Below are 24479 nucleotides of genomic sequence, written 5' to 3'. Positions count from 1 at the left end.
TCCTTAACCGCAACGCGGTAGATTAAGCACTTAACCACCCAAGTTTAATCACAAACAAAATCGACAGAATCACCAGTGCCGCATTCACCTCTTTCGCGCGACCACTCAACAGCTTCACCAGCGTCCAGGTAATAAAACCAAACGCGATGCCATTGGCGATGGAATAGGTCAGCGGCATGGTCAGCGCGGTCACGGTAACCGGGGCAGCCGTGGTGATATCTTTCCAGTCAATATCTGCCAGACCCGATGCCATCAGCACCGCCACAAACAGCAGTGCAGGCGCAGTAGCGTAAACCGGCACGCTGGAAGCCAGCGGTGAGAAGAACAGTGCCAGCAGGAACAGGATACCCACCACGATCGCGGTCAGTCCGGTACGGCCACCGGCACTCACGCCTGCCGCCGATTCCACATAACTGGTGGTGGTCGAGGTCCCGAGCAGTGAACCAAACAGTGCAGCCGCACTGTCAGCAATCAGCGCACGGCCCATCTTCGGCACGTTGCCCTGCTCATCCGCCAGACCAGCACGTTTCGTCACGCCCAGCAGCGTGCCGGTGTTATCAAACACATCGACAAACAGGAAGGCGAAAATCACGCTAATCAGGCCGACGTTAAATGCCCCGGCAATATCCAGCTGCATAAAGGTTGGTGCAATCGATGGCGGCGCAGAAAAGACCCCGGCAAAGGGCGACAAACCCATGCCCATCGAGATAAAGGTCACCAGCAGAATACCGATCAGCACCGCGCCGGTGACGCGACGCGCTTCCAGTACCACGATCACCACAAAGCCAAGCATCGCCAGCAGCGGACCCGGTTTGGTCAGATCGCCAATGCCCACCAGCGTGGCCGGATTATCGACCACGATGCCCGCCCCTTCCAGCGCAATGATCGCCAGGAACAGCCCGATACCGGCGCCAATCCCGGCGCGCAGCGGCAGCGGGATACTGGCAATAATCCACTCACGGATTTTAAACAGGGACATTGCGAAGAAAATCACTGCCGAGAGAAACACCGCGCCCAGCGCAACCTGCCACGTGTAACCCATGTGCAACACCACGGTGTAGGTAAAGAAGGCGTTCAGTCCCATGCCTGGTGCCAGCGCGATCGGGTAGTTGGCGATCAGCCCCATCAGCACGCAGCCAATCGCCGCCGCCAGACAGGTGGCGACAAATACCGCGCCTTTATCCATGCCGGTTGCGCCCAGAATGCTCGGGTTCACAAACAGAATATAGGCCATCGCCAGGAAGGTGGTGATCCCGGCGATAATCTCGGTACGAACCGTGGTGTTATGCGCTTTGAGTTTGAATAGTTTTTCTAACATCATCATCTCTCGATACAGGAGACAGCCGTCTCTCTTGCCAAAGGGGTTTGTATGCTGATTATTCTGTTTCCGGGACATGGATGCCGGCCGCTGCATACCTGCGTGCCAGAACCGCCTGAAATCCCTGCCTTACCCACTGCCCAAAGCAATTGCCATGCCATCTGCCGACGCAATCGATTACCTGGCAGAGCCGGACTTGCCTAAGAAGAGTCCGAACCAAAACGAGGCGCGATTATGGTGCAATGCACCGATCCTGCGCAATCGTTTTCCTGCGGCAAATCAGCAACCCCTGAAAACTCTGCGCCAGCGCACGCTTCCATACTCTCACAGGCGAAGCGGGTCACGTTTCAGCACGCTGCCTCAGCAACCTTTTCTGGCCTGTGTAGACTCCAGAATTAACTCTTTCGTAACATTGAGGCCGCGCCATGAAGCCAGCGATTTTGGTGGTGGATGATGATCCTGCTGTCTGCGATGTCCTGCAGGATGCGTTAAGTGAACATCTGTTAACAGTCTACCGCTGTCATCAGGGACGCGAGGCGCTATCGATGCTCAACGCGCACCCGGAGATTTCGCTGGTGATGCTGGATATGATGCTGCCCGATACCAACGGTTTACTGGTGCTGCAGCAGCTTCAGCGGCAACGACCGGAAGTGCTGGTGATTATGCTGACCGGCATGGGTTCAGAAGCGGAGATGGTAGTCGGTCTGGAGATGGGCGCAGACGACTACATCGCCAAACCATTTAATCCCCGCGTGGTAGTGGCGCGCGCCCGGGCGGCCCTGCGTCGCAGCGGGCGTATCGCACAGGCCGATCCTGAACAGGCGGGCTGGCGTTTTAGCGGCTGGCAACTGGACGATGGCCGCTGCCAGCTGTTTAATCCGCAGCGCGAACTTGTGCCGCTGACCCAGGGAGAATACAGTCTGCTGCGTGCGCTGGTGTGTCACGCCCGCAAGGTGCTGACCCGCGATCAGCTGCTGGAGCTGACCCACAGCGAAAGTCTCGATGTGTTTGACCGCACCATCGACGTGCTCATCATGCGGCTGCGCCGTAAAATTGAAACTAACCCGCATCAGCCTGACCTGATCCGCACCATCCGCGGGCTGGGTTACGTCTTTTCGGCCGATGTGGTGAAACCCGATTCGACAACGCGTGCCAGTCAGATTGCCTGATTACGCCTGCCGCGCTCAGGATAGCCAGTCCGAATAATCGTTGCACAGCAGCCAGCGCGGCGCTTCATCCTCATTCAGTGGATTAAAACGGGCCAGCGGCGTCAGAAACACGTTGTCGTTTTCATCATCGTTGGGCATTGATACCTCACCCACCAGCACATCGCCGAAGCCGCTTTCGCCCCAGAAACTGTGCCAGACGCCCGCCTCCAGCGTTACGCTTTCACCCGGAGAGAGCCGCAGTTGTGAACCGGCAGCATGAATCTGGCGCAGGCCATCCAGCGACACTGCCACCGGCGAGTCAGCCAGCCCGTCACCGTCGCGGTTATGCAGTTCGACAATCAGGTTGCCGCCGCCGCGATTGATGATGTCTTCCATCTTGCGCGGATGATAGTGCATCGGCGTCAGTTGCCCTTCACGCACGTGCATTATCTTCTCGGCGTAGGGTTTATGCCACGGCTGCCCGCCCGGCGAGCCGTTACGAAGGGTAAACAGCGTCAGGCCGGTCTGCATAAAATCTGCCGCGCCAAAACTGGTGAGGTCCCAGCCCAGCCGCAGCGCCAGAATCTCCTGTATCACGTCGCGATCCTGAGCGCGCCACTGGCTGACGCTGTAATCGGCCCACGGCGGCAGATGCACATCCTGCTGCCGGAAAAACTCGCGGGTATGTTGCAGATAAGAGTTAACCTCTGAACGTTGCATAGTGGCCTCCTGAGAGCGGCACCCGAAGGGTGCCACATTAAAGCCTATTTCACCGTCCAGCCCTGATAGCTGCCGATATTATTGCGGTCGATCAGTTTCACCGGGATCAGCACGGGCTTATCCGGGGCCGGTTTGCCCTGCAGGATGTCATAGCCAATCTCAACCGCTTTGGCCGCCATGACCTGCGGGTCCTGCGCAGGCGTCGCAACGAACAGTGAATTCTTGCGCTTCAGCGCCTCTTCACCGTCTGGCGAGCCATCGACGCCAACGATAAAGAACTCACTGCGCTGCGCCTGTTTCGCGGCTAAATCGGCACCAATCGCGGTCGGGTCGTTGATAGCAAAGACCGCATCGATTTTCGGGTTAGCCGAGAGCAGGCCGGTCATGACTTCCAGTCCGCCTTCACGACTGCCTTTGGCGTTCTGGTTGTAGGAGAGCAGCTTGATATCCGGATGGGTTTTCAGCTCATTCATGCAGCCTTCAACGCGGTTCTGTACAGCTGAAACCGGCGGTCCGTTGATGATCACCACATTGCCTTTGTTCTTCAGGCGGTCAGAAATATATTTACAGGCCATCGCGCCCGCCTCGGTGTTATCGGAGGTGATGGTCGCATTCGCGCCATCGGCTGCCACGTCGACCGCCACCACCACGATACCGGCGTCACGCGCCCGCTTCACCGCCGGGGCGATCCCTTTGGAGTCGGCGGCATTGAGGATAATCATGTCGACTTTGGCCGCGATAAAGTTATCAATCTGGCCGACCTGCTGACCGAGATCGTAACCGCTGGAGACCAGCGTCACGTTGACCTTGTCGCCCGCCAGCTGACGCGCCTTCATCTCTGCGCCTTTGGTGATCTGCACGAAGAAGGGGTTAGCGAGATCGCCGACCGTGACGCCAATAGATTTGAGTTCTTTTGCCTGAGCCAGGCCGGTGCTGAGCAGCGTCGCCGCCAGCAGCCCGGTTACAATCGGATTAAAACGCATAGACCTTCTCCTGCTGTTTTTAGGTGCCAACCACTTAATGGCGTTTTTTGGGTGGCGGAGGCGACACGGCGCATCCGCCCTTTTAAGCCTCAACTCACATGATGTCGGGTACGGTATTTGTCGATCAGGACCGCGATGATGATCACCGCCCCCTTGATCACCAGTTGCCAGAAATAGGAGACGCCCATCAGCGTCATGCCGTTATTCAGCGTGGCAATAATCAGTGCGCCAATCAGGGTGCCGGTGATGGTACCAATGCCGCCGACAAAGCTGGTGCCGCCGAGGATCACCGCCGCAATCGCATCCAGCTCGTAGCCGACGCCGAGGTTGCCGTTGGCGCTGTAGAGCCGCGAGGCGCTCATTAAGCCGCCCAGCCCCGACAGCAGGCCGCTCATGCCGTAGACAAACAGCAGCACCACGCCAACCTTGATGCCGGTAAGACGCGCCGCCTGGATGTTGCCGCCGACCGCGTAGATATGGACGCCCAGCGTGGTGCGACGCAGGATGAACCAGCAGATGGCGATTACCGCAAAGGCAATCACAATCAGCCACGGCACCGGCCCGAGATAGCCGTTACCAATCCACTCAAAGTTAATATCGGAGTTAATCACCGTGGTGCCGTTCGCCAGCAGATAGGCCGCCCCGCGCAGCGCAGTGTAGGTGCCGAGCGTGACAATAAAGGGCGGCAACCCGGCCCAGGCGACGAGGATACCGTTGAACAGCCCCATCACCAGGCCCGCGCCCAGCGCCATCGGAATAGTCAGGGAGGCGAGCATCGGATCCAGCGACGCCACCAGCGCGACCACCGCCGTAGTGCCCAGCATCGATCCCACCGACAGGTCGATGCCGCCGGTCAGAATGACAAAGGTCATGCCCGCCGCCAGCACGATGTTGATCGACGCCTGACGGGTAATGTTGAGCAGGTTCGCTTCGGTAAAGAAGTTGGGCGTAACGAACCCAAATACCGCCACGATCAGGATAAGAATCGGCAGGATACCCACCGTTTGCAGCAGATCGCCCATCAGGGCGCGTTTCAGCGTCGGCGCTTTGGTGCGGGCCAGTTGTGACATGATGGTCTCCTCAGATTTCGCCTGCTGACGTGCTGTGCGCACCGGTTGCCAGCGTCATAATGTTTTCCTGACTGATGTGGCTGCCCTCAAGCTCACCGACGATGGTGCCTTCGTGCATCACGTAAACGCGGTCGCTCATCCCGACCACTTCCGGCAGTTCGCTGGAGATCATTAAAATCGCCACACCCTGCCGCGCCATCGCCTGCATCATGCGGTAGATCTCGCTTTTCGCGCCGACATCGACGCCGCGCGTCGGCTCATCCAGGATCAGAATGCGCGGGCCAATCGCCACCCAGCGTGAGATCAGCAGCTTCTGCTGGTTGCCGCCCGACAGGCCGCCTGCACGGACCTGAGCGTGTGGTACACGAATATTGAGTGAGGCGATCGCCTCCGTCGCGATGGTCTGTCCTTTACGGCGGTTGAGCATGCCGTAACTCGAATCGCGCTCCAGCGTCGCCATGACGATGTTCTCCTGCGCCGCCATCTCCAGAAACAGCCCCTGCTCTTTGCGGTTCTCAGTGAGAAAACCGATACCGCGCGCAATCGCATCACGCGGCGAATGAATAGTGACCTTCTCGCCGTCGATCCAGATCTCACCCTGTTTCGGCTTGTGTACGCCAAAGATCAGCTGTGCCAGTTCACTGCGGCCTGCGCCCACCAGACCGGCCAGGCCGACTATTTCCCCGGCCCGCACCGCCAGACTGCTGGGATGCACTTTGCCGCCGTCGGCGAGGTGATTCACTGCCAGCCGGATGTCGCCCAACGGGATAGCCCGGTCTTTGTTAAACAGGTCGCTGAGCGGCCGCCCGACCATCATCCGCACCAGTTCACTGGCATTGAGCTGGTCACGGGTCAGGCTGCCCACATACTCCCCGTCACGCAGCACGCTGACGCGATCGGACAGCTCATAGACCTCCGCCATGCGGTGGCTGATATAGATAATGGCCATGCCTTCGCTGCGCAGCCGTTTAATCAGCGCAAAAAGCTGTTCGGTTTCGCGATTAGAGAGCGCGGCGGTCGGCTCATCCATCACCAGGATGCGGCTGTTGCGTTGCAGCGCGCGGGCGATCTCCACCTGCTGCTGCTCGGCGATGCTCAATCGACTCACCAGATCCCAGGCGCTGAACTGCGCGCCGAGCCGGTCAATCACCCGCTGCGCCTCTTCGGCCATCTGCCGCCGCTTCACCAGCCCGCCGGGTGCGATTTCGCTGCCGAGAAAAATGTTCTCCGCCACCGTCAGATTGGGTGCCAGGTTGATCTCCTGATAAATCAGGGTGATCCCGGCGGCCAGCGCCTCTTTCGGCCCCTTAATCGTATAGGGCCTGCCTTCAATGAGAATTTCCCCGCTGCTGGCGGTATAGGCACCGGCCAGAATCTTCATCAGTGTGCTTTTACCCGCGCCGTTCTCTCCCATCAGCGCATGAACCTCACCAGGATACACCGTGAGGTCAACGCCCTTCAGGGCATGAAAATTGCCGAAGCGCCGGGTAATGCCCCGCATTTCCAGTATCGGTGTGGCTGTCATCGCCCTGCTCCTGCGGACTGTGGATAGCCGCCAGTTAAGCAACACCAGATAAACGGAAAATGTCAGCCGCCATTCATATTTGTCATAAATGCCCGACATCACGCTCCTATACTCGGCCCACTGTTGCAGTGATGAAGAGGTTGTGGGATGCAGCGCAGTTATCCGTGGCAGGCCGGGGCACGTGGCCGCCTGTTGCTGTTCAATCTGCTGGTAGTGTCGGTCACGCTGATGGTGAGCGTGGTGGCGATTATCGGCTTTCGTCATGCCGGGGCGATTCAGGAGCAGGCGCAGGCGCAGACGCTGGCGGATATGAACGGCAGCCTGGCGCTGGCACGTGACACCGCCAACGTGGCGACAGCAGCGGTGCGGCTGTCGCAGGTGGTCGGGGCGCTGGAGTATCAGAGCGAATCACAGCGGCTGCAGCAGAATCAGCAGGCGTTGCAGCAGTCGCTGAGCCTGCTGGCCAGCGCGCCGCTGGCGGCCCGTCAGCCGGAGCGCATCGCCCGGATCCGCGCGCGCAGCCTGATGCTGGAACAGACGATTAACAGCCTGCTGCTGAACGGCCATCAGCGGCATCTGCAGCGCAACAACATGCTGAGCGATCTGTGGCAGACGCAGATTCTGCTCAGCCATATCGACCAGCGGGTGCAGCTGGAACAGCGGACGCGACCGGATGCCGCATTGCGCGAGCAGACCGAACGGCTGATCACTATCGCCATCCGTACACCCTCGCCCATCGCCGTGATTGAACAGCTTCAGCAGATCATGACGCAGTGGCGCACGGTGCCGCTGACGGGGATCACCGGTCAGCAGGTACAGCGGCTGCTGGTCACTCAGCAGCGCCTGCTGCCGCTGGCGGAGGCGCTGGAGCAGAGTGACCTGGCGATCGCCTACGCCACCTACCGGATTAAAGCGCTGGTCGCGATGCTGAACGACGATATCAATGCGTCGGTGCAGCAGGTCGCATTGCAGAGCGAGGCGCGCACCCAGGCCACCCATCACGAACTCGACTCCATCATCGGCTTTATCGCGCTATTTGTGCTGCTGGCGCTGGCGATCACCGGGTACGCCGGGATCTATATCTACCGCAATCTTGGGTCGAGCCTGACGGCGATTGCCGGGGCGATGACGCGGCTGGCGCAGGGCGAGCAGAACGTCAGCGTGCCGGGATTGCAGCGGCGCGACGAGCTGGGCGAGCTGGCGCGCGCCTTTAACGTCTTTGCCCGCAATACCGCCTCGCTGGCGCATACCTCACGTCTGCTGAAAGAGAAAAGCAATCAGCTGGAATCCACGTTTCTGGCGATGCGCGACGGCTTTGCCCTGTTCGATCACCACGGTCAGCTGGTGGTGTGGAACGCCCAGTATGCCGAGCTGCTGGGTATCGCGCCGCGTGAGCTGCATCGTGGCGTCCATTATCAGCAACTGCTGGCTCCGCTGGCGGTCGATCTGCACGATCCCGGCGAACCGCAGGAGATCCGGCTGGCCGATGGCCGGACACTGGAGCTGCGCTTCAGCCCGATCCCCCGGCGCGGCATGGTCAATACCGTGCTGGATCGGACCTCGCGCAAAACGCTGGAGGAGGCGCTACAGCACAGCCAGAAGATGAAGGCGGTCGGTCAGCTGACCGGCGGCCTGGCGCACGACTTCAACAATCTGCTGGCGGTGATTATCGGCAGTCTGGCGCTGACTGAAGGCCAGCTGATGCCCGGCCCGCTGGCGACCCGGATAGAGCGGGCGCGGCAGGCCGCCGATCGCGCCGCCCAGCTGACGCAGCGGCTGCTGGCGTTTTCACGCAAGCAGGCGCTCTATCCCCGCGCGGTGTCGGTGGTGACGCTGGTGGATAACCTGCAGAGCCTGTTGCAACACTCGCTGCTGCCGGGACAGCAGCTGGTTATTGATGCGCAGCGTCCTGGCTGGCTGGCCTGGATTGATGCCAGCCAGCTGGAGAATGCGCTGATGAATCTGGTGGTAAACGCGCGCGATGCGATGTATCAGCAAAGCGGCGAAATCCGGCTGCGCATCTGGAATCAGCGTCGTCCGGAAGCAGGCGAGAAAAGTGACAGGGTCACAATAGAGGTCATCGATCGCGGTTGTGGCATGTCCGCCGAGGTTCGCGAGCAGGTTTTCGAGCCCTTCTTCACCACCAAAGCCACCGGCAGCGGCAGCGGACTGGGGCTGTCGATGGTTTACGGCTTTGTGCGACAGTCAGGCGGGCAGATCGAACTGGAAACCGCGCCGGGCCAGGGCACCACGGTGCGGCTGCTGTTGCCGCGCGCTTCGGAAGCCGCCGCCACTGCCGCGATCGCCCCGCCACCGCCAAAGCCCGCGGAGGCAGAGGCAGCGAACAACCGGCTGATACTGGTGCTGGATGATGAACCGGCGGTGCGCCAGACGCTGTGCGAGCATCTGCATCAGCTGGGGTATCTGACGCTGGAGTGTGGTGATGGTGAAGCGGCGCTGGCGCTGCTGCGCCAGACGCCCGATATCGACCTGCTGATCAGCGATCTGATGCTGCCCGGCGAGATCAATGGTGCGGAAGTGATCCGCCAGGCGCAGCAGAACTGGCCGCAGCTGGCGACGCTGCTTATCAGCGGTCAGGATCTGCGCCACCAGCCGGTGACGCTGCCGCTGTGCGAACGACTGGCGAAACCCTGGCAGCAGGCCCAGCTGGTGCAGGCGCTGCAGCGCGCCTGGCAGCGCAGCGAGCGACTTAATCGCGCGCAGCAGGCTGCCACAACGGCACCGGCTTGCCACTGATGTAGCGCTTACGCAGGCGGCTGGAGATCACATCCATCACCATGACCACTACCACCAGGATCAGCGTCAGGAACATCACCACATCCCAGTTCCACAGCCGCATGTTCTCGGCATAGACCAGGCCGACGCCACCCGCGCCGACAAAGCCCAGCACCGCCGCCGAGCGGGTATTAGACTCAATCTGGTAAAGGCTCAGCGCCAGGAACTGCGGAAATGACTGGGTGAAGATGCCGAACCGGTGTTTCTGCAGACTGTTGGCCCCGACCGCGCCCAGCCCGCGACTGGGCGAGCGCTCCACCGCTTCATGCCCTTCGGCGTACAGCTTACCGAGCAGGCCGACATCCTGCAGGATAATCGCCAGCACCCCGGCCAGCGGCCCCATCCCCACCGCTCGCACGAATATCAGCCCCCAGATCGCCATATCGATGCCGCGTAACACATCGAACAGACGCCGCACCAGAAACGCCAGCGGCTTCGCAGCGCGATCGTGCATCACATTGCGTGCCGCCAGAAACGACAGCGGCAGCGCCAGCAGCGAGGCAGTCAGCGTGCCGGCAAAGACAATCCCTAAGGTGATGCCGACCTGCGACAGATAGTAGCCAAACGGCCAGTTCACGAAATCGTGCCAGACAAACATCCGCAGGAAATAGCGCCCCAGCTGCTGACAGCCCATCAGCAAACGCGACCACTCCAGACCAAATACCGAGAAGAAAAAGAGGTAGTAGAGCAGCACTGCCAGTGTCATCAGCGCCAGGCGACGCAGATAGCGCGGCTGTGCGGCGAAGAGTTCACGATGCTGCTGCTTCATTAGCGCGATATCGGGAACGGTGCTTATCATGTCCTGTCTCCTGTGACACGGCGACGAAGCTGGCCGGAGAGCGTATCCAGCAGCGACACCACAATCAGGATCAGCAGCAGCGTGATACTGACCTGATCGTAGCGGTCCAGTTTGATATTGGTCATCAGCTCCTGGCCGATGCCACCCGCGCCGACCAGCCCAAGAATGGTGGAGGAGCGAAAGTTAATCTCCAGCCGCATAAAGCTGTAGGAGAGAAAGATCGGTTTCACCTGTGGCCAGAAGGCGAAACGCATCCGCTGCAGCTTGCTGGCACCGCAGGCGGCCAGACCGCGCACCGGCTTATCCGACGCCGACTCAATCGCCTCGTAAAACAGCTTGGTCAGGCTGCCCACGGTGTGCAGCGCCAGCGCCAGAAAACCAGGGATCGCGCCGATGCCAAACGCCATGACAAACATCACCGCCCACGCCAGCTCTGGCATGGTGCGCAGAAAGGCAACACAGGCGCGAATCGTCATCCGCACGCTGACCGGCGTCTGGGTGTTGTCGGCGGCGAAAAAGGCCAGCACTGCGGCCAGTGCCACCGCCACCAGCGTCGAGGCCAGCGCCAGTTGCAGCGTTTCCCAGATCAGCGGCAGCTGAATCGGCAGACGGTAGCCCCAGTAAGCCAGCGAGCCACTGGTTTTGCCGTCAGCAAACAGCAGCGGCAGATGCAGCACCGGCAGGATTTCGTGCAGGTAGTCGAAGAAGTGCGGCAGCGACTGCCAGACGGTGAGCAGATTAAATTCTGCCACCCTGCCCGCCGCCAGATAGAGCGCCACCAGCAGCAGTGACCACAACAGCGTGTCACGCTTCTGCTGACGGCGGATGCGTTGGTAATAGTGTTCGAAGTCGGTCAAAGGGGTTCTCCGGCGCTAAAGCAGCGGGACGCAGGCGGGGTTGCCGCGTCCCGCCTTTCCCGCCTGGGCAGGAAAAGTCAGGAAGTCCGGCCTTAGCCGCGGCTGCCTTTCATCAGGTCACGTTTCATATCGATGATATTTTTGTAATCAGCGACCGTCGCCTCACCGATATGCTGCTCACCGCCTACCGCTTTCACGAAGCAGGCGTGATCTTCCTTATCCAGCTTTTTAATCGCCGACACCACTTTCGCTTTAAAGTCGGCAGGCAGCTTGTTGCTGACCAGCACCGGGCCGTTGGGGATCAGCGGTGACTGCCAGATAATGCGGATCTGCTTCATCAGATCCGGATGGTCCATACGGATCAGACGGCCAAATGCGCCAGAGGTGTAGCCGCTGTTGTAGTCACCGACCAGCGAGGTCCAGGTGACCGCGCCATCGAACTGGTTGTTCAGCACGCCCAGAATGTCCTGCTCATGGCCGCCAGAGAAGGTGACGCTGGAGAAGGTGTTGTTATATTTGTCATCCACCGAGCCGCCGAACATCTTCTTAAATGCCTGGTTTGGCATCAGGAAACCGGACGTCGAGTCGGGATCGGCCATACCGAAAGATTTGCCCTTCAGGTCTTCCAGCTTTTTATACGGGCTGTCCGCTTTAACGATGACGACAGAGTGGTAGCCACGTGACTGATCTTTGTCATCCACCACAATGCCGACCACGTCTACCGCTTTCGGGTCCTGAATGTAGACCGAGGCAAACGAAGCCGGTGACATGCTCAGTACCATATCGATCTTGCCGCCCAGCAGGCCCTGAATCACGCCCGAATAGTCAGAGGCGTTGCGCATCTGGGTATCCACACCCAGCTCTTTATCAAAGAAGGTCTTCACACACTGATTATCGCCAATCTGCTGGGTGGCGTTCTGCCCGCCCAGAATCCCCAGATTAAGCTGTTTCGGCGCATCCGCTGCGCTGACACCAAACGCCATGACAGGGGTCAGAAGTGCTAAAGAAGTCAGTTTCATTCGGAATTATTCTCTTGCTGTGGACGTTAATGGATTTGGTTAAGTTCATCACCGTACAGCTGGTGCAGCAGGCTGTCGGTGAGTCGGGAAGGATGGCCGTCAAACAGCACCACGCCGCGCTGGATGCCAATCACACGGGTGCAATAGCTTTTCACCAGCTCAATCGAGTGCAGGTTGACCATGACGCTGATGCCCTGCTCGCTGACCTGACGCAGTACATCCATGATGCGTTTGGTATTTTTAGGGTCGAGCGACGCCACCGGCTCATCGGCCAGCAGGATTTTGGGGTTCTGCATTAATGCGCGACAGATCGCCACGCGCTGCATCTGACCGCCAGAGAGGTTTTCCGCCCGCTGCAGCGCCTGCGGCAGCATGTTCATCCACTGCAGCAGTTCGATGGCGTGCGCCCGGTCCTGGTCAGAGAAGATTTTAAAGAAAGACTTCAGCGTGCCGGTCTGGCTCAGACGGCCCAGCAGCACGTTGGTCAGCACGTCGAGTCGCGGCACCAGACAGAAGTCCTGAAAGATCATGCCGCACTGGCTGCGCCATTCGCGCAGCTGGCGGCTGTTGAGCGTGACCACGTTACGATCGGCTTCGCCTTCATGCAGGCTTATAATCGCGCCGGACGTGGCGTTAATCGTGCCGTTGAGCATATGCAGCAGGGTCGATTTACCCGCGCCCGAGCGGCCAATCACCGCCACCAGTTCACCGGCGTGCAGGTCGAAACTAACCTGATCCAGCACCTGGGTGTCGCCGTAGGCTTTGCTCAGTTTCTGCACCGACAACACTTTTTGTCCGCTGTGGCTGGCCGGTGGTACGTCGTTATCGACCACCGTTTTCAGAAGTGCCTGTGCCATGCTGTTCTCCGTCATCGCTGATTGCGTCTGCCGGTTATTAAGGCGTGGCGCGATGAACGCGGGATGACAGCAAGATGATCAAACCGTGACAGGCCAGTGCGCACCGCACAGCAATGTCTGACCGTCACGGGCAGGCTGCACACCCTCCGGCAACGGGTTTTCGGCTAACCAGTTATCCATCTCATGACTGAGGTGGGTCAGCCACGTCTGACGCGGCTGAAGCAGCGCCGCAATCGCCAGTGCCCGGGTCACATCATTGTGATTACGCGGTTCGGCACGGGGCGGATCGTTGCAGTCAATCACCAGTTGATCCAGCGGCTGGCCACGCAGGAAGTCGGCGGTATCGGACGGCAGTCCGCAGGTGTCGCACAGCCAGGCGAGCCGGGTGCCATGCCAGTCGAACAGATAGCCGTGCGTCAGCTTCGAGTGTTGCAGGGGCAGCGGCGTGACCTGCAATTCACCGAAGGCGTGCGCCACAAACGGCGTTAAGGCGGGACGGAAATCGAGCAGGCCAGGGTGTTTATAGAGATCGTCACAGCCTCGCGGATCGGGCGGTCCCCAGACCGGAATCGGTGCGCCCACTCCCCAGCGCAGCGCAAACAGGCCCTGCACATGATCCATGTGGTAATGGGTCAGCAGAATGCGCGTCAGCGTGCCGGGCGGAAAGCGCGACGCCAGCAGCAAGAGACCGGCATCCAGCAGGATTCGCTCGTGGCCAAACTCAATCAGCGCACTGCAGGCCGCACGCGCATGGGCGCTATTGCGCTGCGCCCGCTGGCAGGCGCGACAGTCGCAGCCCGGCAGCGGTGCCGCAGTCACCCCGCCGGTACCCAAAAAAGTGAGTTTCATTGATGCGCCTCCAGTATCTGGCGCAGCTGGCAGACGGTATCCGCCAGCGCGACGTCGTTGTTGAGAATAAAGCAGCCATCGGGCTGCGGCTGAGCGGCGCGCGCCAGCCGCCGGGCGATCTCCGCCTCATCTTCCCGTCCGCGCTGACGCAGCCGCGCCGCCAGTACCGCGGGCGACACCTGCAGACAGACCGGCAGCAGCTGCGCACCAAACCGCGCCTGCGCCTGGGCCAGATGCAGCCGCGACCCGTTCACCACCACATTCTGCCCGCGCAACAGCCATTGCTCGGTCTCACAGCCGATGCCGTAGCGGAAACCGTGCGCCTCCCAGCTCACCGCAAACAGGCCGAGTGCGGCGCGACGCTCAAACTCCGCCTCAGTCAGCGCCACATGGTTTTCACCGCCCGCATCGGCGGCGCGGGTAATGTAGCGATGGGCGATCAGCAGCCGGGGCGGCGGTGACGCCCGCAGCGCATCCAGCAGGCTGTCTTTACCTGAACCCGAGGGACCGGTGAGCCAGATCAGCCGCGCCATCAGTAAACCTGCCGACCTTTGCTCCAGACGTGCCGCACGTGCGGGTAGCCGTGTGCGGTGTGCGCCAGCACCAGATCGGCGCGGCAGCCCTCGGCGATCACACCGCGATCCTCCAGCCCTAGCGCGCGGGCCGGGTTACAGGTCACCAGTGCAATCGCCTGCGCCATGCCGAGGCTGTTGCGCTCATCATCTGCCAGCCGGAACGCCGCATCCAGCAGGCTGGCCGGGTAGTAATCGGATGACAGAATATTCAGCAGGCCGTGTGACGCCAGTTCCCAGGCGGCAACGTTGCCGGAGTGCGAGCCGCCGCGCACGATGTTGGGCGCGCCCATCAGCACCTGCATGTTGCGATAGCGTGAGGCGCGAGCCGCCTCCAGCGTGGTCGGAAACTCCGCGATGCGGCTGCCTGCCGCATGGGACTCCTCCACGTGCGCCGCGGTAGCGTCATCGTGGCTGGCAATGGCGATGCCATGTTCGCGGCACAGTCCGGCAATCGCCTGACGATTGGGCTGCGACCACGCTGCCGCCAGAGTGAGCTGGTCATGCTCGAACTGATCCATCTCGGCGTCGTTGAGCTGATATTTGCCCTGATAATATTCGCGATATTTGGTCAGCGACGCATACTGGCGCTGGCCCGGCGAATGGTCCATCAGCGACACCAGCGCCAGTTCCGGCGTGCCCATCAGCGCTTCAAACAGCGGCGCGGTGGTAGGATGCGGCAGTTCACAGCGCAGATGCAGCAGATGCTCGGCCCGGTTCAGCCCTTTACGGTTGCTGTCGCGGATGGCGTCGATCATCTTGCTGAGGTTATCCAGCCGGTGCCCGCCGTCGCGCACATCGCCCACGCCAATCGCGTCCAGCACAGTGGTGATGCCGCTGGAAACCATCAGCGCATCGTGGCTGCTCATCGCCGAATGTGCAGGCCAGTCCACTTTTGGCCGTGGGGTGAAAAACTTGTCGAGGTTATCGGTGTGCAGCTCCACCAGCCCCGGCAGCAGCCAGGCCCCTTCGCCATCCAGCGCGCCCGGCTGCTGGCTGGTGGTTTCGCTGAAGCTGCTGATGCGCTCATCACGAAACTCCAGCGATCCGTTCACCACTTCGTTTTCCAGCACCAGTCTGACGTTATTGATGATCATGCCTGCACTCCTGTGTCGGTCGCGTGCATCAGGTGCAGCCGGTCGGCTACCCGCTCGCGCACCGCCCGATCGTGAAAAATACCGACGATGGCGGCACCCCGGGCGCGCGCCTGTTCAATCAAACTCACTACCGCCGCGCTGTTGACGCTGTCGAGCGAGGCGGTGGGTTCATCCAGCAGCAGCACCGGATAGTCGGCGATAAAGCCGCGAGCGATGTTCACGCGCTGCTGCTCACCGCCGGAAAAGGTGGACGGGGCCAACGACCAGAGACGCTGCGGCACATTCAGCCGGGCCAGCAGTTCGGCGGCCCGCGCTTCGCAGAATTCACGATCCACGCCGCGCTCCAGCAGCGGCTGCATCACAATCTCCAGTGTCGGCACACGCGGGATCACCCGCAGAAACTGGCTGACCCAGCCCAGCGTGTCACGGCGCAGGGCGATAATCTGACGCGCTGATGCCTGCGCCATATCGATCCATTCGCCCTGATGCGCCACGCGGATGTGGCCGCTGTCGGGCTGATAGTTGCCATAAAGCGCGCGCAGCAGCGTGGATTTGCCGCTACCAGAGTGACCGTGCAGCACCACGCATTCGCCCTCGCCTGCCGTCAGACTGGTGTTGTGCAGCACCGGCAGCGCCGCGCCGTTCTGATTGTGCAGCACAAAGGTTTTACACAGATTTTCTACACGCAGACGCGGAGTGTGAGTCGTCATTTAATTGAGCACCGAAGAGACCAGCAGTTGAGTGTAGGGATGATGAGGATCGTCCAGCACGCGGTCGGTCAGACCGCTCTCCACCACCCGCCCCTGTTTCATCACCAGCAGGCGATGCGCCAGCAGTCGCGCTACGCCGAGATCGTGAGTGACAATCACCACCGCCAGATTCAGCTCGCGCACCAGCGTTCGCAGCAGATCCAGCAGTCGCGCCTGCACCGAGACATCCAGCCCGCCGGTTGGCTCATCCATAAACATCAGCTGCGGCTGCGTCACCAGGTTGCGGGCAATCTGCAGACGCTGCTGCATCCCGCCGGAAAAGGTGGTCGGCAGATCGTCGATGCGACCGGCATCAATCTCTACCGCCTGTAACCAGCGGCTCGCCTCGGCGCGGATGTCGCCATAGTGGCGCTGCCCGGTCGCCATCAGCCGTTCGCCGATGTTGCCGCCCGCACTGACCTGCGAACGCAGTCCGTCCATCGGATGCTGATGTACTACGCCCCACTCGGTGCGCAGCAGGCGACGGCGATCGCTTTCACTCATCTGATAAAGGTTGCGGTTCTGATAAAGAATGCTGCCCTGCTGCGGCGTCAGACGCGCCGACAGGCTCTGCAGCAGCGTGGTTTTACCGGAGCCGGACTCGCCGACAATCCCCAGCACTTCACCGGGCCAGAGATCAAAACTGACCTGCTCAAACCCTTTGCCCGGCGCGTAAAGATGGGTGAGCTGGTTCACCGCAAGCAGCGGCTGTTCACTGTGCATGTTGCTGTTCCTGCTGCTGATGGCAAAAGTCGGTGTCGGAGCAGACAAACATCCGCGTTCCCTGATCGTCCATCACCACCTCATCGAGATAGCTGTGGCGCGAGCCGCACAGCGCGCAGGGTTCTTCCCACTGCTGCACGGTGAACGGGTGATCGTCGAAGTCGAGACTCTCCACGCGGGTATAAGGCGGCAAAGCGTAGATGCGCTTTTCACGCCCGGCACCAAACAGCTGCAACGCGGGCATCATGTGCATCTTCGGGTTATCGAATTTAGGAATGGGCGACGGATCCATCACGTAGCGATCGTTGACCCGCACCGGATAAGCGTAGGTGGTGGCGATATGCCCGTAGCGGGCGATATCTTCATACAGCTTCACCTGCATGATGCCGTACTCCTCCAGCGCGTGCATGGTGCGGGTCTCGGTTTCGCGCGGCTCAATAAAACGCAGTGGCTCCGGGATCGGCACCTGAAAAATCAGGATCTGATCCTCCTCCAGTGGCGTTTCCGGGATGCGATGGCGGGTCTGGATCAGCGTGGCATCGGCGGTGCGCTCGGTAGTGGCCGCGCCGCTGACCCGCTTAAAGAACTGGCGGATCGATACCGCATTCGTGGTGTCATCTGCGCCCTGATCGATCACCTTGAGCACATCCTGATCGCCAATCACGCTGGCGGTGATCTGGATGCCGCCAGTGCCCCAGCCGTAAGGCATCGGCATCTCGCGTCCGGCGAATGGCACCTGATAGCCGGGGATCGCCACCGCTTTCAGGATGGCGCGACGGATGGTGCGTTTGGTCTGCTCGTCGAGATAGCCGTTGTTATAGCCGGTGAGTTTAGCCATGGTTGCGTTCCTGATAATCGTTCTGGAGCTGTTTCAGCAATTCCAGCTCGGCCTGAAAATCGACGTAGTGCGGCAGCTTGAGGTGCGAGACAAAGCCCGCCGCTTCGACGTTGTCGGCGTGCGACAGCACAAACTCTTCATCCTGCGCCGGGCTGGTCACACGCTCATTCTGCTCGCGGCTTTGCAGCGCGCGGTCTACCAGCGCCATCGCCATCGCTTTGCGTTCGGCACGGCCAAACACCAGCCCGTAACCACGGGTAAACTGCGGCGCAGCATCATCGCTGTGGGCGACGCCGTTGACCATTTCACACTCCGTCAGCAGCAGTTCCCCGATCTCCAGCTCAAAACCCAGCTCTTCGGGACAGATGCTGACGCTGAGAGTGCCGGTGCGGATCTCACCGGCAAACGGATGGGTACGGCCATAGCCGCGCTGGGTCGAATAGCCCAGCGCCAGCAGAAACCCTTCGTCGCCGCGCACCAGCTGTTGCAGCCGCGCGGCGCGTGAGGCGGGAAAACTCACTGGCTCGCGGGTGATATCGACCGGCTCGCTGCCGTCATCCACCTCGCCAGCAGCCAGCCCTTCCTCGGTCATCATGCTGAACATATGGGGGCACTGGTCTGGCACCGGGCAATCGTCACGCGGCGCAGCGGGCGTTTCACCGTTAGCCAGCAGCGTGAAGTCGAGCAGCCGGTGGCTGTAGTCATAGGTTGGGCCCAGCACCTGGCCGCCCGGCAGATCTTTGTAGACCGCCGAGATGCGGCGTTCGATACGCATCGCACCGGTCGCCAGCGGCGTGCTCTCCGCCAGCCGTGGCAATGTGGTTCGATAAGCGCGCAGCAGAAAGATCGCCTCGACCAGATCGCCGCTGGCCTGCTTGATAGCCAGCGCCGCCAGTTGCGGATCGTAAATTCCGCCTTCGGTCATCACCCGGTCCACCGCCAGGCCCAGCTGCTGCGCCACCTGGTCACAGCCGAGTTCCGCTACTGCCCGATCCCCGCGTCGCAGATCGGCCTGCAGCTGGTGGGCATTAGAGATGGCTTTTTCGCCCCCTTTCACCGCGACATACATCAGCACACCTCCACAACGGTGGTGCGCGGCACGGCCATGATCGCTTCGCCACAGGTGAAGATCAGATCCACGCCCTGTGGAAACGGATGCGGACGGGTGCGCAGATATTCCAGTACGCTTTCCGGCAGCTGCGGCGCAATGGCGCGGGTTTCCCGCAGGCCGGGACCGGAGAGACGCAGCGTTAATCCGCCATTCAGCGACGGTAACTCGATAATCAGCGTGGTGCTTTTTTCCGGCGACATGTTGTCACCCGCCGCGAACTGCGTCGGATCCGGCTGCGCCGCCGCATGGCTCAGCGCGAAAGGGGCGTCCTGCTGCATGGTGATGGGCGCGCCGGTGTGGAAGCGCAGATTGTTGCGCAGCTGTTCGTTGTCGATTTGCGCATCCAGCCAGACCGGACTTTCCTGGTCGACCAGCGTCAGCAGCAGCGCCGTGGCCGCCGGGGACAGTGCGCCCCAGCCCTGTTGCAGCGGCAGCGAGACCATCACGCCCGGTTCGCTCATCGCTTTCAGAATGCGGCGAAACGCGCGCTGTGCATCCGCGACCGGATGGTTAAAACTTGCCAGTAAAGTCATCAGTTATCTCCGCGAACCAGCGTAAAGAAATCCACTTTGCTGCTGGCGATTTCACGGGCGCGCAGCTGTCGCTGCTCATCGCGCCACGCTGCCAGCGGCGTAATAATCTTCTCTTCCAGCAAAAGCCGGGTTTCCGGCTGCTGCAACAGCGCATCCAGCAGGGCGCAGCGTTCGGCATGGGCTTTGTCGCGCCCTAACAGGTAGCTGTAGCCCAGGGTACCGTCGCCCAGCTGCACCACTGCGCGCGTTACCGTGGCATCACCCATCACGAAGCGTTTTCCGGTAGCCCCCATCCGCGCCTGTAACCGCGTCAGCCCGATCTCTGCCGGACGAACCAGCGTGAATTCGGGCTGGAGATTAAGCGCCTGCCAGTGCGCTTCAAGCAGGGTGGCGCTGCTGTGTGCCAGCACCGACAGCCAGCGCTGGCGATCCGTTTGCTGTTCCATTAGTGCTCCAGAGTCAGTTCGATCATGTCGCCGCGCGTCAGGCTGACGGAGTATTCCGCCACCGCGCCATCACTGGTTTTGTTCAGGGTCCGCACGCAGAGCAGCGGCGCATGCAGCGCGATATCCAGCTGCCGACACTCCTTTGCCTGCGCCCGGCGGGTGCTGATACGCGTCTGGGTGCGCACCAGCTGTTTGCCGGTGTGCTCCACTAAGAAATCGTGCAGCGACCCGCTGTTAAATTGCTGCAGCTGTGGCCACCAGCTGAGGTCGGCGAGGAAATGGTTGATCAGGCAGAGCGGCACGCCGTTGGCGCGGCGCAGGGTGCGCAGGTGAATGACGTTTTCGCCCTCTTTTACGCCCAGCGCACTGGCGACGTCGTTGCTGGCCGGACGCAGCACCGCCAGCAGCCGTTTGCTGGTCGGGTGACTGCCCTGCTCCATCAGGTTCTGGCTAAAGCGCGCCTGCGCATGCAGCGGATAGTCATACGGGCGCATCAGCACCAGGATGCCGACGCCATGACGGCGCTGCAGCAGCCCTTTGTGCACCAGCTCATCGACAGCGCGGCGCAGGGTGTGGCGGTTCACCTCATAGTGATCGGCCAGCTGTTGTTCGGAAGGAAGATAGTCGCCGCAGCGGTAGCGCTCTTTCAGCGCCTGCTCCAGTTGTGCGGCAACAGCCTGATAGACAGTGGTCGGATGTCTGGATAACTCCATCACGATGAAATCCTCACGGGTTACAGAGTGGGAACGCAGTGATAAGACGCTGCGGGATGGGGTTAGCCTGAGGGACGCAGATGACAGAATAGTGACGCAGGGGTGAAGGTGGGGTGAATGTGAAAGTCGGGACAGAAGCCAGTTAAGGATAAAGAGGCGTCATGGGAATAGAGCTCAGGCCTGAAACCCTCTGCTCTGTTTGTCCGGGAACACTTTCAGGGTGCTGCACGATGGCTTTACGCTTCTTGCCGTGTTTCAAACCAGGGCGTAATGAGCATATGCGGAATCGCCAGTGCGGCCAGTGCCGCAAAAAGTGACTGAATTCCCGCTTTATCCGTGGGATGCATCATCGCGACGGTTCCCGCCGCCAGCAGAATGGCTGCCGTCAGTACCGGCCATGTGGCATGCAGGTAGCCTGTGTAGCTTTTGCATCCCAGCCGATCGCGCCGCTGCCGGGTTTGCGGGAGCGCATGCAAAATCAGAAAGCCCATTGAAAAACCGACGAAAGGCGGAAGGAGTAATAATGCCAGTGTACCGGCCAGAAGACGTCTGTCCCGGCGGAGTAAGCCCACAAAAATAAGGCCTGCTGCACAAACTCCCCCTGTGAGGGCAATGCCTGCAGCAAAAGAGTGTGGCAATGAAAATCCCAGCCCCGCCTCATGCAGAATTGTACTGAACGCCTGCAGATGCAGAGCAGCTGGCGTCGCTATCATGCTTATTCCCCGCGCCAGACGTTCAATGCTGCATCCATGAGGGGCATCCTCAAGTGCAAAGTGTATGGCTGAGGCCAGGAGAAAAACGGGCAGCGCCAGTGCCGGCGCACCGTGCCACCAGAACAGACAGAGCACAATGACCAGCCCATAGGCGGCAAGAAATGGAAACTGACGCTCGCGTTTCACGACGTCAAGATCGCTGGCACCGTGCGCCATGCCGATAAGGCCAATCGCTCCGGTCGCAAACAGCACCTGCCCGGCAAGAGGGCTGAAAGAGGCCGCCAGCGCTGCCCCCCACAGTCCTGCCCAGCCGAGCCGCACCTGGCCTCTCATCTCCTGACTGCACCAACAGGCACGGCATGAGAAAGGGCTTTCTTCATGTTAGCCGCGGCGTAGAAGGCATAGAAAACTTTTGCGATGATATCCAGAATCAGGAATGCCCAGACCGATGTCGCATCAGTAATGATGTTGAGCCCTTCCGGACCCACCAGAAAAACGATCGGATAGATAAACCATACGATGGTCAGCAAGGCCACATTTCTGTTATATGCACCTGCCAGCGCACTACCCCGCGTAGCGGCTATAGCACGCAGCGGTCCCCAGAGCAGATAAACAACGCCCAGAAATGCCGCGCATGACCACAGATACCAGACCCATTTCGCGACAGCATTTTCAGCCAGCGAAGAGACCAGACCGGTGACGATCATCATCACATCCAGCACAATGATGGCCGTGAGAAAGCCCGCCATTTCGCCCGGCTTACCCTGTTCATGGAAAGCCAGCATGACCAGCCCGGCCAGTAAAAGAGGCGTGGTGACAGACCAGTCAGCATAACGTGCCAGATACACTACCGTGCCACTGTCCAGCGTGAGGTTGCCAAATTCAAACGCCATGGCCAGATAAGCCGTGGCCGCAATAAACGGGACTGACGCGTGCACGAGTGTATGGTGGCCAAAAGGATATTTTTTGTCACCCGTCACGTAGATAATCAGTGATGCGATGGCCATGACCGAAAACCCAATCATGAATGCGGATTGATCCATTTTTCTCTCTCCTGTACTAAAACGCCGGTATCGCGACAGCAATGCAGCGACAAATTATCGTTAATCAAGCAGGTTTATATTCATTCAACGAATATGCTGAAAGTATATGGTGATATTCGTCATCTGCTCAGGATGATTAACTCACAAGTTCTTATTTTTAAATAAACGGTTAAATTAACCTCTTTTATCAACCTGGTAAGCGTCTGATAAAAAATTCAATGTAAAGTTATGTTTCTCAGCGTTTCGCTTTACTTCCATAACCTCAAAAAAAAGAGAAAGCAATCCTGCAAATAACCTATTGATGTAAGTCATATTTTTCATCATGGCGGTGGGTCAGACCTCTTATTTGCATAAACTGACAAAAGAGCAATAATTTTATTTTTCAGTGGTAAATATGAAATCGGGCGCTATGAGAATAGCGTGGTGAGGCGTTTCACATGGGTTCAATGGCATAAATAAAAACTGAATTCTGATGTCTGCCGATTAAACGTAAAACGATAAAAAGAAATAATGTCTAAAAGTTGCCCCCATCCTGCCCGTTATCTTATGCCCAATCCATAAGTGGGGAAAGAATGCGCAAACTTAATTTCTGGCTTATAAAATCGAAACGACAGCTGTATTTTTCTGCAAACCCAATTAAACTGCCGTTTCTCTCCTTCTCTAAATATTTTCTTCCATTACTGCTCTCCCCACCTTCTCCGACCCACTCTCCGTCAGCGACGCCCTCACCTGTGGCAGGCTTTCCGGGTAATTCTGCTGAATAAACTCAATCATCTTTTCACGCACATAACAGCGCAAATCAAAGGCGATCGGGGAGTTCTGGGCGGTCATCAGCATCCTGATGGTCATGGTTTTTTCGGTGGTGTCGGTCACCTGAAGCACCGAGGTTTCCTGGTCCCAGAGTTTGGTTTCACTCAGGATTTTGTCGAAATGCTTACGCAATGGCTCCAGCGGCATCGAGTAATCCACATAGAGAAATACCGAGCCTAAAATCTGCGCGTTGTTGCGCGTCCAGTTCTGAAACGGATTCTCGGTGAAGTAAGTAATCGGCAGCACCAGACGGCGTAGATCCCAGATGCGCACCACCACATAGGTCAGGTTGATCTCTTCAATCCAGCCCCACTCCTTTTCCACCACCACTGCATCATCAATCTTAATCGGCTGGGTAAAGGCGATCTGAATACCGGCGAACAGGTTAACCAGCGACTTCTGTAAAGCGAAACCAATAATGATACCGGCCACACCCGCACCGGCCAGAATAGTGGTGCCGAATTTACGCACGCCGGGAAAACTCAGCAGAATCAGCGAAACACAGAACAGCACCAGGATGACAATAACGACTTTCTTGACATAGATAATCTGAGTACGGATTTTTCGCGCACGCAGGTTATTGGAAATATTAATGTCGTAGCGGATATAAAGCATATCCTGCGCCACGTTGGTCAGCCGGATTAAGACCGAGCAGAATGACATGATGATAAAAACGTTGATGATATTGGTGATGAGTTCAAGTGATTCAGGATGGAAATCGATGTAGTTAATCCCGACATTGATCATCAATAACGGCACGAAAAAGAACATCGAACCGCTAAGGTGCTTTTCCAGAGATTTGAACAGCTTTCTGTCACGGCCCTGCCAGTAGCGGATAAACGCGAGCAGGATAAGGCGGGCCAGGAAACCCAGAATAAAAGAAAGCGAGACGAGTAATACAACAGGTACCCATGACGGGAAACCAGATAACTCACCGAATAACAATGGCATTATTTTCCCTTTTCGTTAGCTGTCAGGCGCAGGCTGTCAGATAAGTGACCCACTCAGTAACCGTTGTCTGCACGGTTATCCATTCGTAACACAATCAGCGCTCATGAGTATGAACCATAGCAGCGAAGTTGGCAGGAAATGCGCGGTGATGGACTTGCGGCCGAATTCAGCCTGTCAGCCTTACCGCACAGGTCAGGGTTTACCATCCTGACCTTTATGCCCTCGGCATGACTGCCGCG

At 59.4% G+C, this 24479-nt stretch carries 24 protein-coding genes; 2 read left to right on the top strand and 22 right to left on the bottom strand.

Translation table 11 applies throughout. The annotated features are described in order from the left end of the window. Positions 1-22: 22 nt before the first annotated feature. The gene (locus ACTJKZ_RS02765) at positions 23-1321 is read right to left on the bottom strand and encodes an NCS2 family permease (RefSeq protein WP_222925472.1); all 1299 of its coding nucleotides are present in this window, start codon (positions 1319-1321) and stop codon (positions 23-25) included. Positions 1322-1743: 422 nt separating this feature from the next. Here ACTJKZ_RS02765 and ACTJKZ_RS02760 point away from each other — a divergent pair, with 422 nt between their 5' ends. Further along, the gene (locus tag ACTJKZ_RS02760; protein WP_161735998.1) at positions 1744-2487 is read left to right on the top strand and encodes a response regulator; all 744 of its coding nucleotides are present in this window, start codon (positions 1744-1746) and stop codon (positions 2485-2487) included. 15 nt (positions 2488-2502) lie between these two features. On the opposite strand, the gene ACTJKZ_RS02755 is transcribed toward ACTJKZ_RS02760, so the two are convergent. From ACTJKZ_RS02755 to ACTJKZ_RS02740, 4 genes are all read right to left on the bottom strand, one after another. Continuing rightward, positions 2503-3186: a D-lyxose/D-mannose isomerase gene (locus tag ACTJKZ_RS02755; protein ID WP_161735999.1), complete on the bottom strand. Its 684-nt coding sequence runs from the start codon at positions 3184-3186 to the stop codon at positions 2503-2505. A gap of 44 nt (positions 3187-3230) precedes the next feature. Continuing rightward, the gene (locus ACTJKZ_RS02750) at positions 3231-4169 is read right to left on the bottom strand and encodes an ABC transporter substrate-binding protein (RefSeq protein ID WP_161736000.1); all 939 of its coding nucleotides are present in this window, start codon (positions 4167-4169) and stop codon (positions 3231-3233) included. An 89-nt stretch (positions 4170-4258) separates the two neighbouring features. Then, positions 4259-5239, bottom strand: a complete 981-nt coding sequence (locus ACTJKZ_RS02745) for an ABC transporter permease subunit (RefSeq protein ID WP_161736001.1) — start codon at positions 5237-5239, stop codon at positions 4259-4261. Between the two features lie 10 nt (positions 5240-5249). Next, the gene (locus ACTJKZ_RS02740; protein ID WP_161736002.1) at positions 5250-6764 is read right to left on the bottom strand and encodes a sugar ABC transporter ATP-binding protein; all 1515 of its coding nucleotides are present in this window, start codon (positions 6762-6764) and stop codon (positions 5250-5252) included. Positions 6765-6911: 147 nt separating this feature from the next. Between ACTJKZ_RS02740 and ACTJKZ_RS02735 the strand changes: the two genes are divergently transcribed. Then, positions 6912-9521: an ATP-binding protein gene (locus ACTJKZ_RS02735; protein WP_161736003.1), complete on the top strand. Its 2610-nt coding sequence runs from the start codon at positions 6912-6914 to the stop codon at positions 9519-9521. On the opposite strand, the gene phnE (ACTJKZ_RS02730) is transcribed toward ACTJKZ_RS02735, so the two are convergent. The 17 genes from phnE (ACTJKZ_RS02730) to ACTJKZ_RS02650 form a co-directional block, all read right to left on the bottom strand. Further along, positions 9475-10359 carry a phosphonate ABC transporter, permease protein PhnE gene (gene phnE, locus ACTJKZ_RS02730; protein WP_161736004.1) on the bottom strand — a complete coding sequence of 295 codons (885 nt, stop codon included), beginning with the start codon at positions 10357-10359 and terminating at the stop codon, positions 9475-9477. The two genes, ACTJKZ_RS02735 and phnE (ACTJKZ_RS02730), sit on opposite strands and share 47 nt — an antisense overlap. Next, a complete protein-coding gene (phnE, locus tag ACTJKZ_RS02725) occupies positions 10356-11216 on the bottom strand; it encodes a phosphonate ABC transporter, permease protein PhnE (protein ID WP_222925317.1) in 861 nt (286 codons plus the stop codon). The genes phnE (ACTJKZ_RS02730) and phnE (ACTJKZ_RS02725) overlap by 4 nt, the downstream gene beginning before the upstream one ends. Before the next feature lie 92 nt (positions 11217-11308). Continuing rightward, complete coding sequence (phnD, locus tag ACTJKZ_RS02720; protein ID WP_161736006.1) at positions 11309-12235, bottom strand: phosphonate ABC transporter substrate-binding protein; 927 nt, start codon at positions 12233-12235, stop codon at positions 11309-11311. Between the two features lie 26 nt (positions 12236-12261). Next, a complete protein-coding gene (gene phnC, locus ACTJKZ_RS02715; protein WP_161736007.1) occupies positions 12262-13092 on the bottom strand; it encodes a phosphonate ABC transporter ATP-binding protein in 831 nt (276 codons plus the stop codon). A 78-nt stretch (positions 13093-13170) separates the two neighbouring features. Next, positions 13171-13941, bottom strand: a complete 771-nt coding sequence (phnP, locus tag ACTJKZ_RS02710; protein ID WP_440829194.1) for a phosphonate metabolism protein PhnP — start codon at positions 13939-13941, stop codon at positions 13171-13173. Then, the gene (phnN, locus tag ACTJKZ_RS02705) at positions 13938-14474 is read right to left on the bottom strand and encodes a ribose 1,5-bisphosphokinase (RefSeq protein ID WP_440829193.1); all 537 of its coding nucleotides are present in this window, start codon (positions 14472-14474) and stop codon (positions 13938-13940) included. The genes phnP and phnN overlap by 4 nt, the downstream gene beginning before the upstream one ends. Then, positions 14474-15610, bottom strand: a complete 1137-nt coding sequence (phnM, locus tag ACTJKZ_RS02700) for an alpha-D-ribose 1-methylphosphonate 5-triphosphate diphosphatase (RefSeq protein WP_161736010.1) — start codon at positions 15608-15610, stop codon at positions 14474-14476. Before phnM ends, phnN begins: the two co-directional genes overlap by 1 nt. Further along, positions 15607-16320: a phosphonate C-P lyase system protein PhnL gene (gene phnL, locus ACTJKZ_RS02695; protein ID WP_440829192.1), complete on the bottom strand. Its 714-nt coding sequence runs from the start codon at positions 16318-16320 to the stop codon at positions 15607-15609. The genes phnM and phnL overlap by 4 nt, the downstream gene beginning before the upstream one ends. Next, positions 16321-17082: a phosphonate C-P lyase system protein PhnK gene (gene phnK, locus ACTJKZ_RS02690; RefSeq protein ID WP_161736012.1), complete on the bottom strand. Its 762-nt coding sequence runs from the start codon at positions 17080-17082 to the stop codon at positions 16321-16323. Continuing rightward, a complete protein-coding gene (locus tag ACTJKZ_RS02685) occupies positions 17072-17920 on the bottom strand; it encodes an alpha-D-ribose 1-methylphosphonate 5-phosphate C-P-lyase PhnJ (RefSeq protein ID WP_440829191.1) in 849 nt (282 codons plus the stop codon). Before ACTJKZ_RS02685 ends, phnK begins: the two co-directional genes overlap by 11 nt. Beyond that, entirely contained in the window at positions 17913-18989 is a 1077-nt protein-coding gene (locus ACTJKZ_RS02680) for a carbon-phosphorus lyase complex subunit PhnI (RefSeq protein ID WP_440829190.1), read from the bottom strand. The genes ACTJKZ_RS02685 and ACTJKZ_RS02680 overlap by 8 nt, the downstream gene beginning before the upstream one ends. Beyond that, entirely contained in the window at positions 18989-19564 is a 576-nt protein-coding gene (gene phnH / locus ACTJKZ_RS02675) for a phosphonate C-P lyase system protein PhnH (protein ID WP_440829189.1), read from the bottom strand. The genes ACTJKZ_RS02680 and phnH overlap by 1 nt, the downstream gene beginning before the upstream one ends. Then, entirely contained in the window at positions 19564-20010 is a 447-nt protein-coding gene (phnG, locus tag ACTJKZ_RS02670) for a phosphonate C-P lyase system protein PhnG (RefSeq protein WP_161736015.1), read from the bottom strand. Before phnG ends, phnH begins: the two co-directional genes overlap by 1 nt. Continuing rightward, positions 20010-20723, bottom strand: a complete 714-nt coding sequence (gene phnF / locus ACTJKZ_RS02665) for a phosphonate metabolism transcriptional regulator PhnF (RefSeq protein ID WP_440829509.1) — start codon at positions 20721-20723, stop codon at positions 20010-20012. Before phnF ends, phnG begins: the two co-directional genes overlap by 1 nt. Positions 20724-20959: 236 nt before the next feature. Continuing rightward, positions 20960-21769 carry a Brp/Blh family beta-carotene 15,15'-dioxygenase gene (locus tag ACTJKZ_RS02660; RefSeq protein ID WP_161735920.1) on the bottom strand — a complete coding sequence of 270 codons (810 nt, stop codon included), beginning with the start codon at positions 21767-21769 and terminating at the stop codon, positions 20960-20962. Next, positions 21766-22479, bottom strand: a complete 714-nt coding sequence (locus tag ACTJKZ_RS02655) for a bacteriorhodopsin (protein ID WP_161735922.1) — start codon at positions 22477-22479, stop codon at positions 21766-21768. Before ACTJKZ_RS02655 ends, ACTJKZ_RS02660 begins: the two co-directional genes overlap by 4 nt. 660 nt (positions 22480-23139) lie before the next feature. Next, positions 23140-24240 carry a mechanosensitive ion channel domain-containing protein gene (locus ACTJKZ_RS02650; RefSeq protein ID WP_161735924.1) on the bottom strand — a complete coding sequence of 367 codons (1101 nt, stop codon included), beginning with the start codon at positions 24238-24240 and terminating at the stop codon, positions 23140-23142. Between the last annotated feature and the right edge of the window lie 239 nt (positions 24241-24479).

It is taken from the genome of Pantoea sp. 22096, assembly GCF_052045955.1.
Classification (GTDB): domain Bacteria; phylum Pseudomonadota; class Gammaproteobacteria; order Enterobacterales; family Enterobacteriaceae; genus Pantoea; species Pantoea alfalfae.
The sequence above is the reverse complement of the archived record's forward strand: the minus strand, read 5'-3'. Positions and strand labels throughout refer to the sequence as shown.

Bases quoted from the DNA above. Each gene is read 5' to 3' on its own strand.
- ACTJKZ_RS02765 (WP_222925472.1), bottom strand. From the start codon at position 1,321: ATGATGTTAGAAAAACTATTCAAACTCAAAGCGCATAACACCACGGTT.
- ACTJKZ_RS02760 (WP_161735998.1), top strand. From the start codon at position 1,744: ATGAAGCCAGCGATTTTGGTGGTGGATGATGATCCTGCTGTCTGCGAT.
- ACTJKZ_RS02755 (WP_161735999.1), bottom strand. From the start codon at position 3,186: ATGCAACGTTCAGAGGTTAACTCTTATCTGCAACATACCCGCGAGTTT.
- ACTJKZ_RS02750 (WP_161736000.1), bottom strand. From the start codon at position 4,169: ATGCGTTTTAATCCGATTGTAACCGGGCTGCTGGCGGCGACGCTGCTC.
- ACTJKZ_RS02745 (WP_161736001.1), bottom strand. From the start codon at position 5,239: ATGTCACAACTGGCCCGCACCAAAGCGCCGACGCTGAAACGCGCCCTG.
- ACTJKZ_RS02740 (WP_161736002.1), bottom strand. From the start codon at position 6,764: ATGACAGCCACACCGATACTGGAAATGCGGGGCATTACCCGGCGCTTC.
- ACTJKZ_RS02735 (WP_161736003.1), top strand. From the start codon at position 6,912: ATGCAGCGCAGTTATCCGTGGCAGGCCGGGGCACGTGGCCGCCTGTTG.
- phnE (WP_161736004.1), bottom strand. From the start codon at position 10,359: ATGATAAGCACCGTTCCCGATATCGCGCTAATGAAGCAGCAGCATCGT.
- phnD (WP_161736006.1), bottom strand. From the start codon at position 12,235: ATGAAACTGACTTCTTTAGCACTTCTGACCCCTGTCATGGCGTTTGGT.
- phnC (WP_161736007.1), bottom strand. From the start codon at position 13,092: ATGGCACAGGCACTTCTGAAAACGGTGGTCGATAACGACGTACCACCG.
- phnP (WP_440829194.1), bottom strand. From the start codon at position 13,941: ATGAAACTCACTTTTTTGGGTACCGGCGGGGTGACTGCGGCACCGCTG.
- phnN (WP_440829193.1), bottom strand. From the start codon at position 14,474: ATGGCGCGGCTGATCTGGCTCACCGGTCCCTCGGGTTCAGGTAAAGAC.
- phnM (WP_161736010.1), bottom strand. From the start codon at position 15,610: ATGATCATCAATAACGTCAGACTGGTGCTGGAAAACGAAGTGGTGAAC.
- phnL (WP_440829192.1), bottom strand. From the start codon at position 16,320: ATGACGACTCACACTCCGCGTCTGCGTGTAGAAAATCTGTGTAAAACC.
- phnK (WP_161736012.1), bottom strand. From the start codon at position 17,082: ATGCACAGTGAACAGCCGCTGCTTGCGGTGAACCAGCTCACCCATCTT.
- ACTJKZ_RS02685 (WP_440829191.1), bottom strand. From the start codon at position 17,920: ATGGCTAAACTCACCGGCTATAACAACGGCTATCTCGACGAGCAGACC.
- ACTJKZ_RS02680 (WP_440829190.1), bottom strand. From the start codon at position 18,989: ATGTATGTCGCGGTGAAAGGGGGCGAAAAAGCCATCTCTAATGCCCAC.
- phnH (WP_440829189.1), bottom strand. From the start codon at position 19,564: ATGACTTTACTGGCAAGTTTTAACCATCCGGTCGCGGATGCACAGCGC.
- phnG (WP_161736015.1), bottom strand. From the start codon at position 20,010: ATGGAACAGCAAACGGATCGCCAGCGCTGGCTGTCGGTGCTGGCACAC.
- phnF (WP_440829509.1), bottom strand. From the start codon at position 20,723: ATGGAGTTATCCAGACATCCGACCACTGTCTATCAGGCTGTTGCCGCA.
- ACTJKZ_RS02660 (WP_161735920.1), bottom strand. From the start codon at position 21,769: ATGAGAGGCCAGGTGCGGCTCGGCTGGGCAGGACTGTGGGGGGCAGCG.
- ACTJKZ_RS02655 (WP_161735922.1), bottom strand. From the start codon at position 22,479: ATGGATCAATCCGCATTCATGATTGGGTTTTCGGTCATGGCCATCGCA.
- ACTJKZ_RS02650 (WP_161735924.1), bottom strand. From the start codon at position 24,240: ATGCCATTGTTATTCGGTGAGTTATCTGGTTTCCCGTCATGGGTACCT.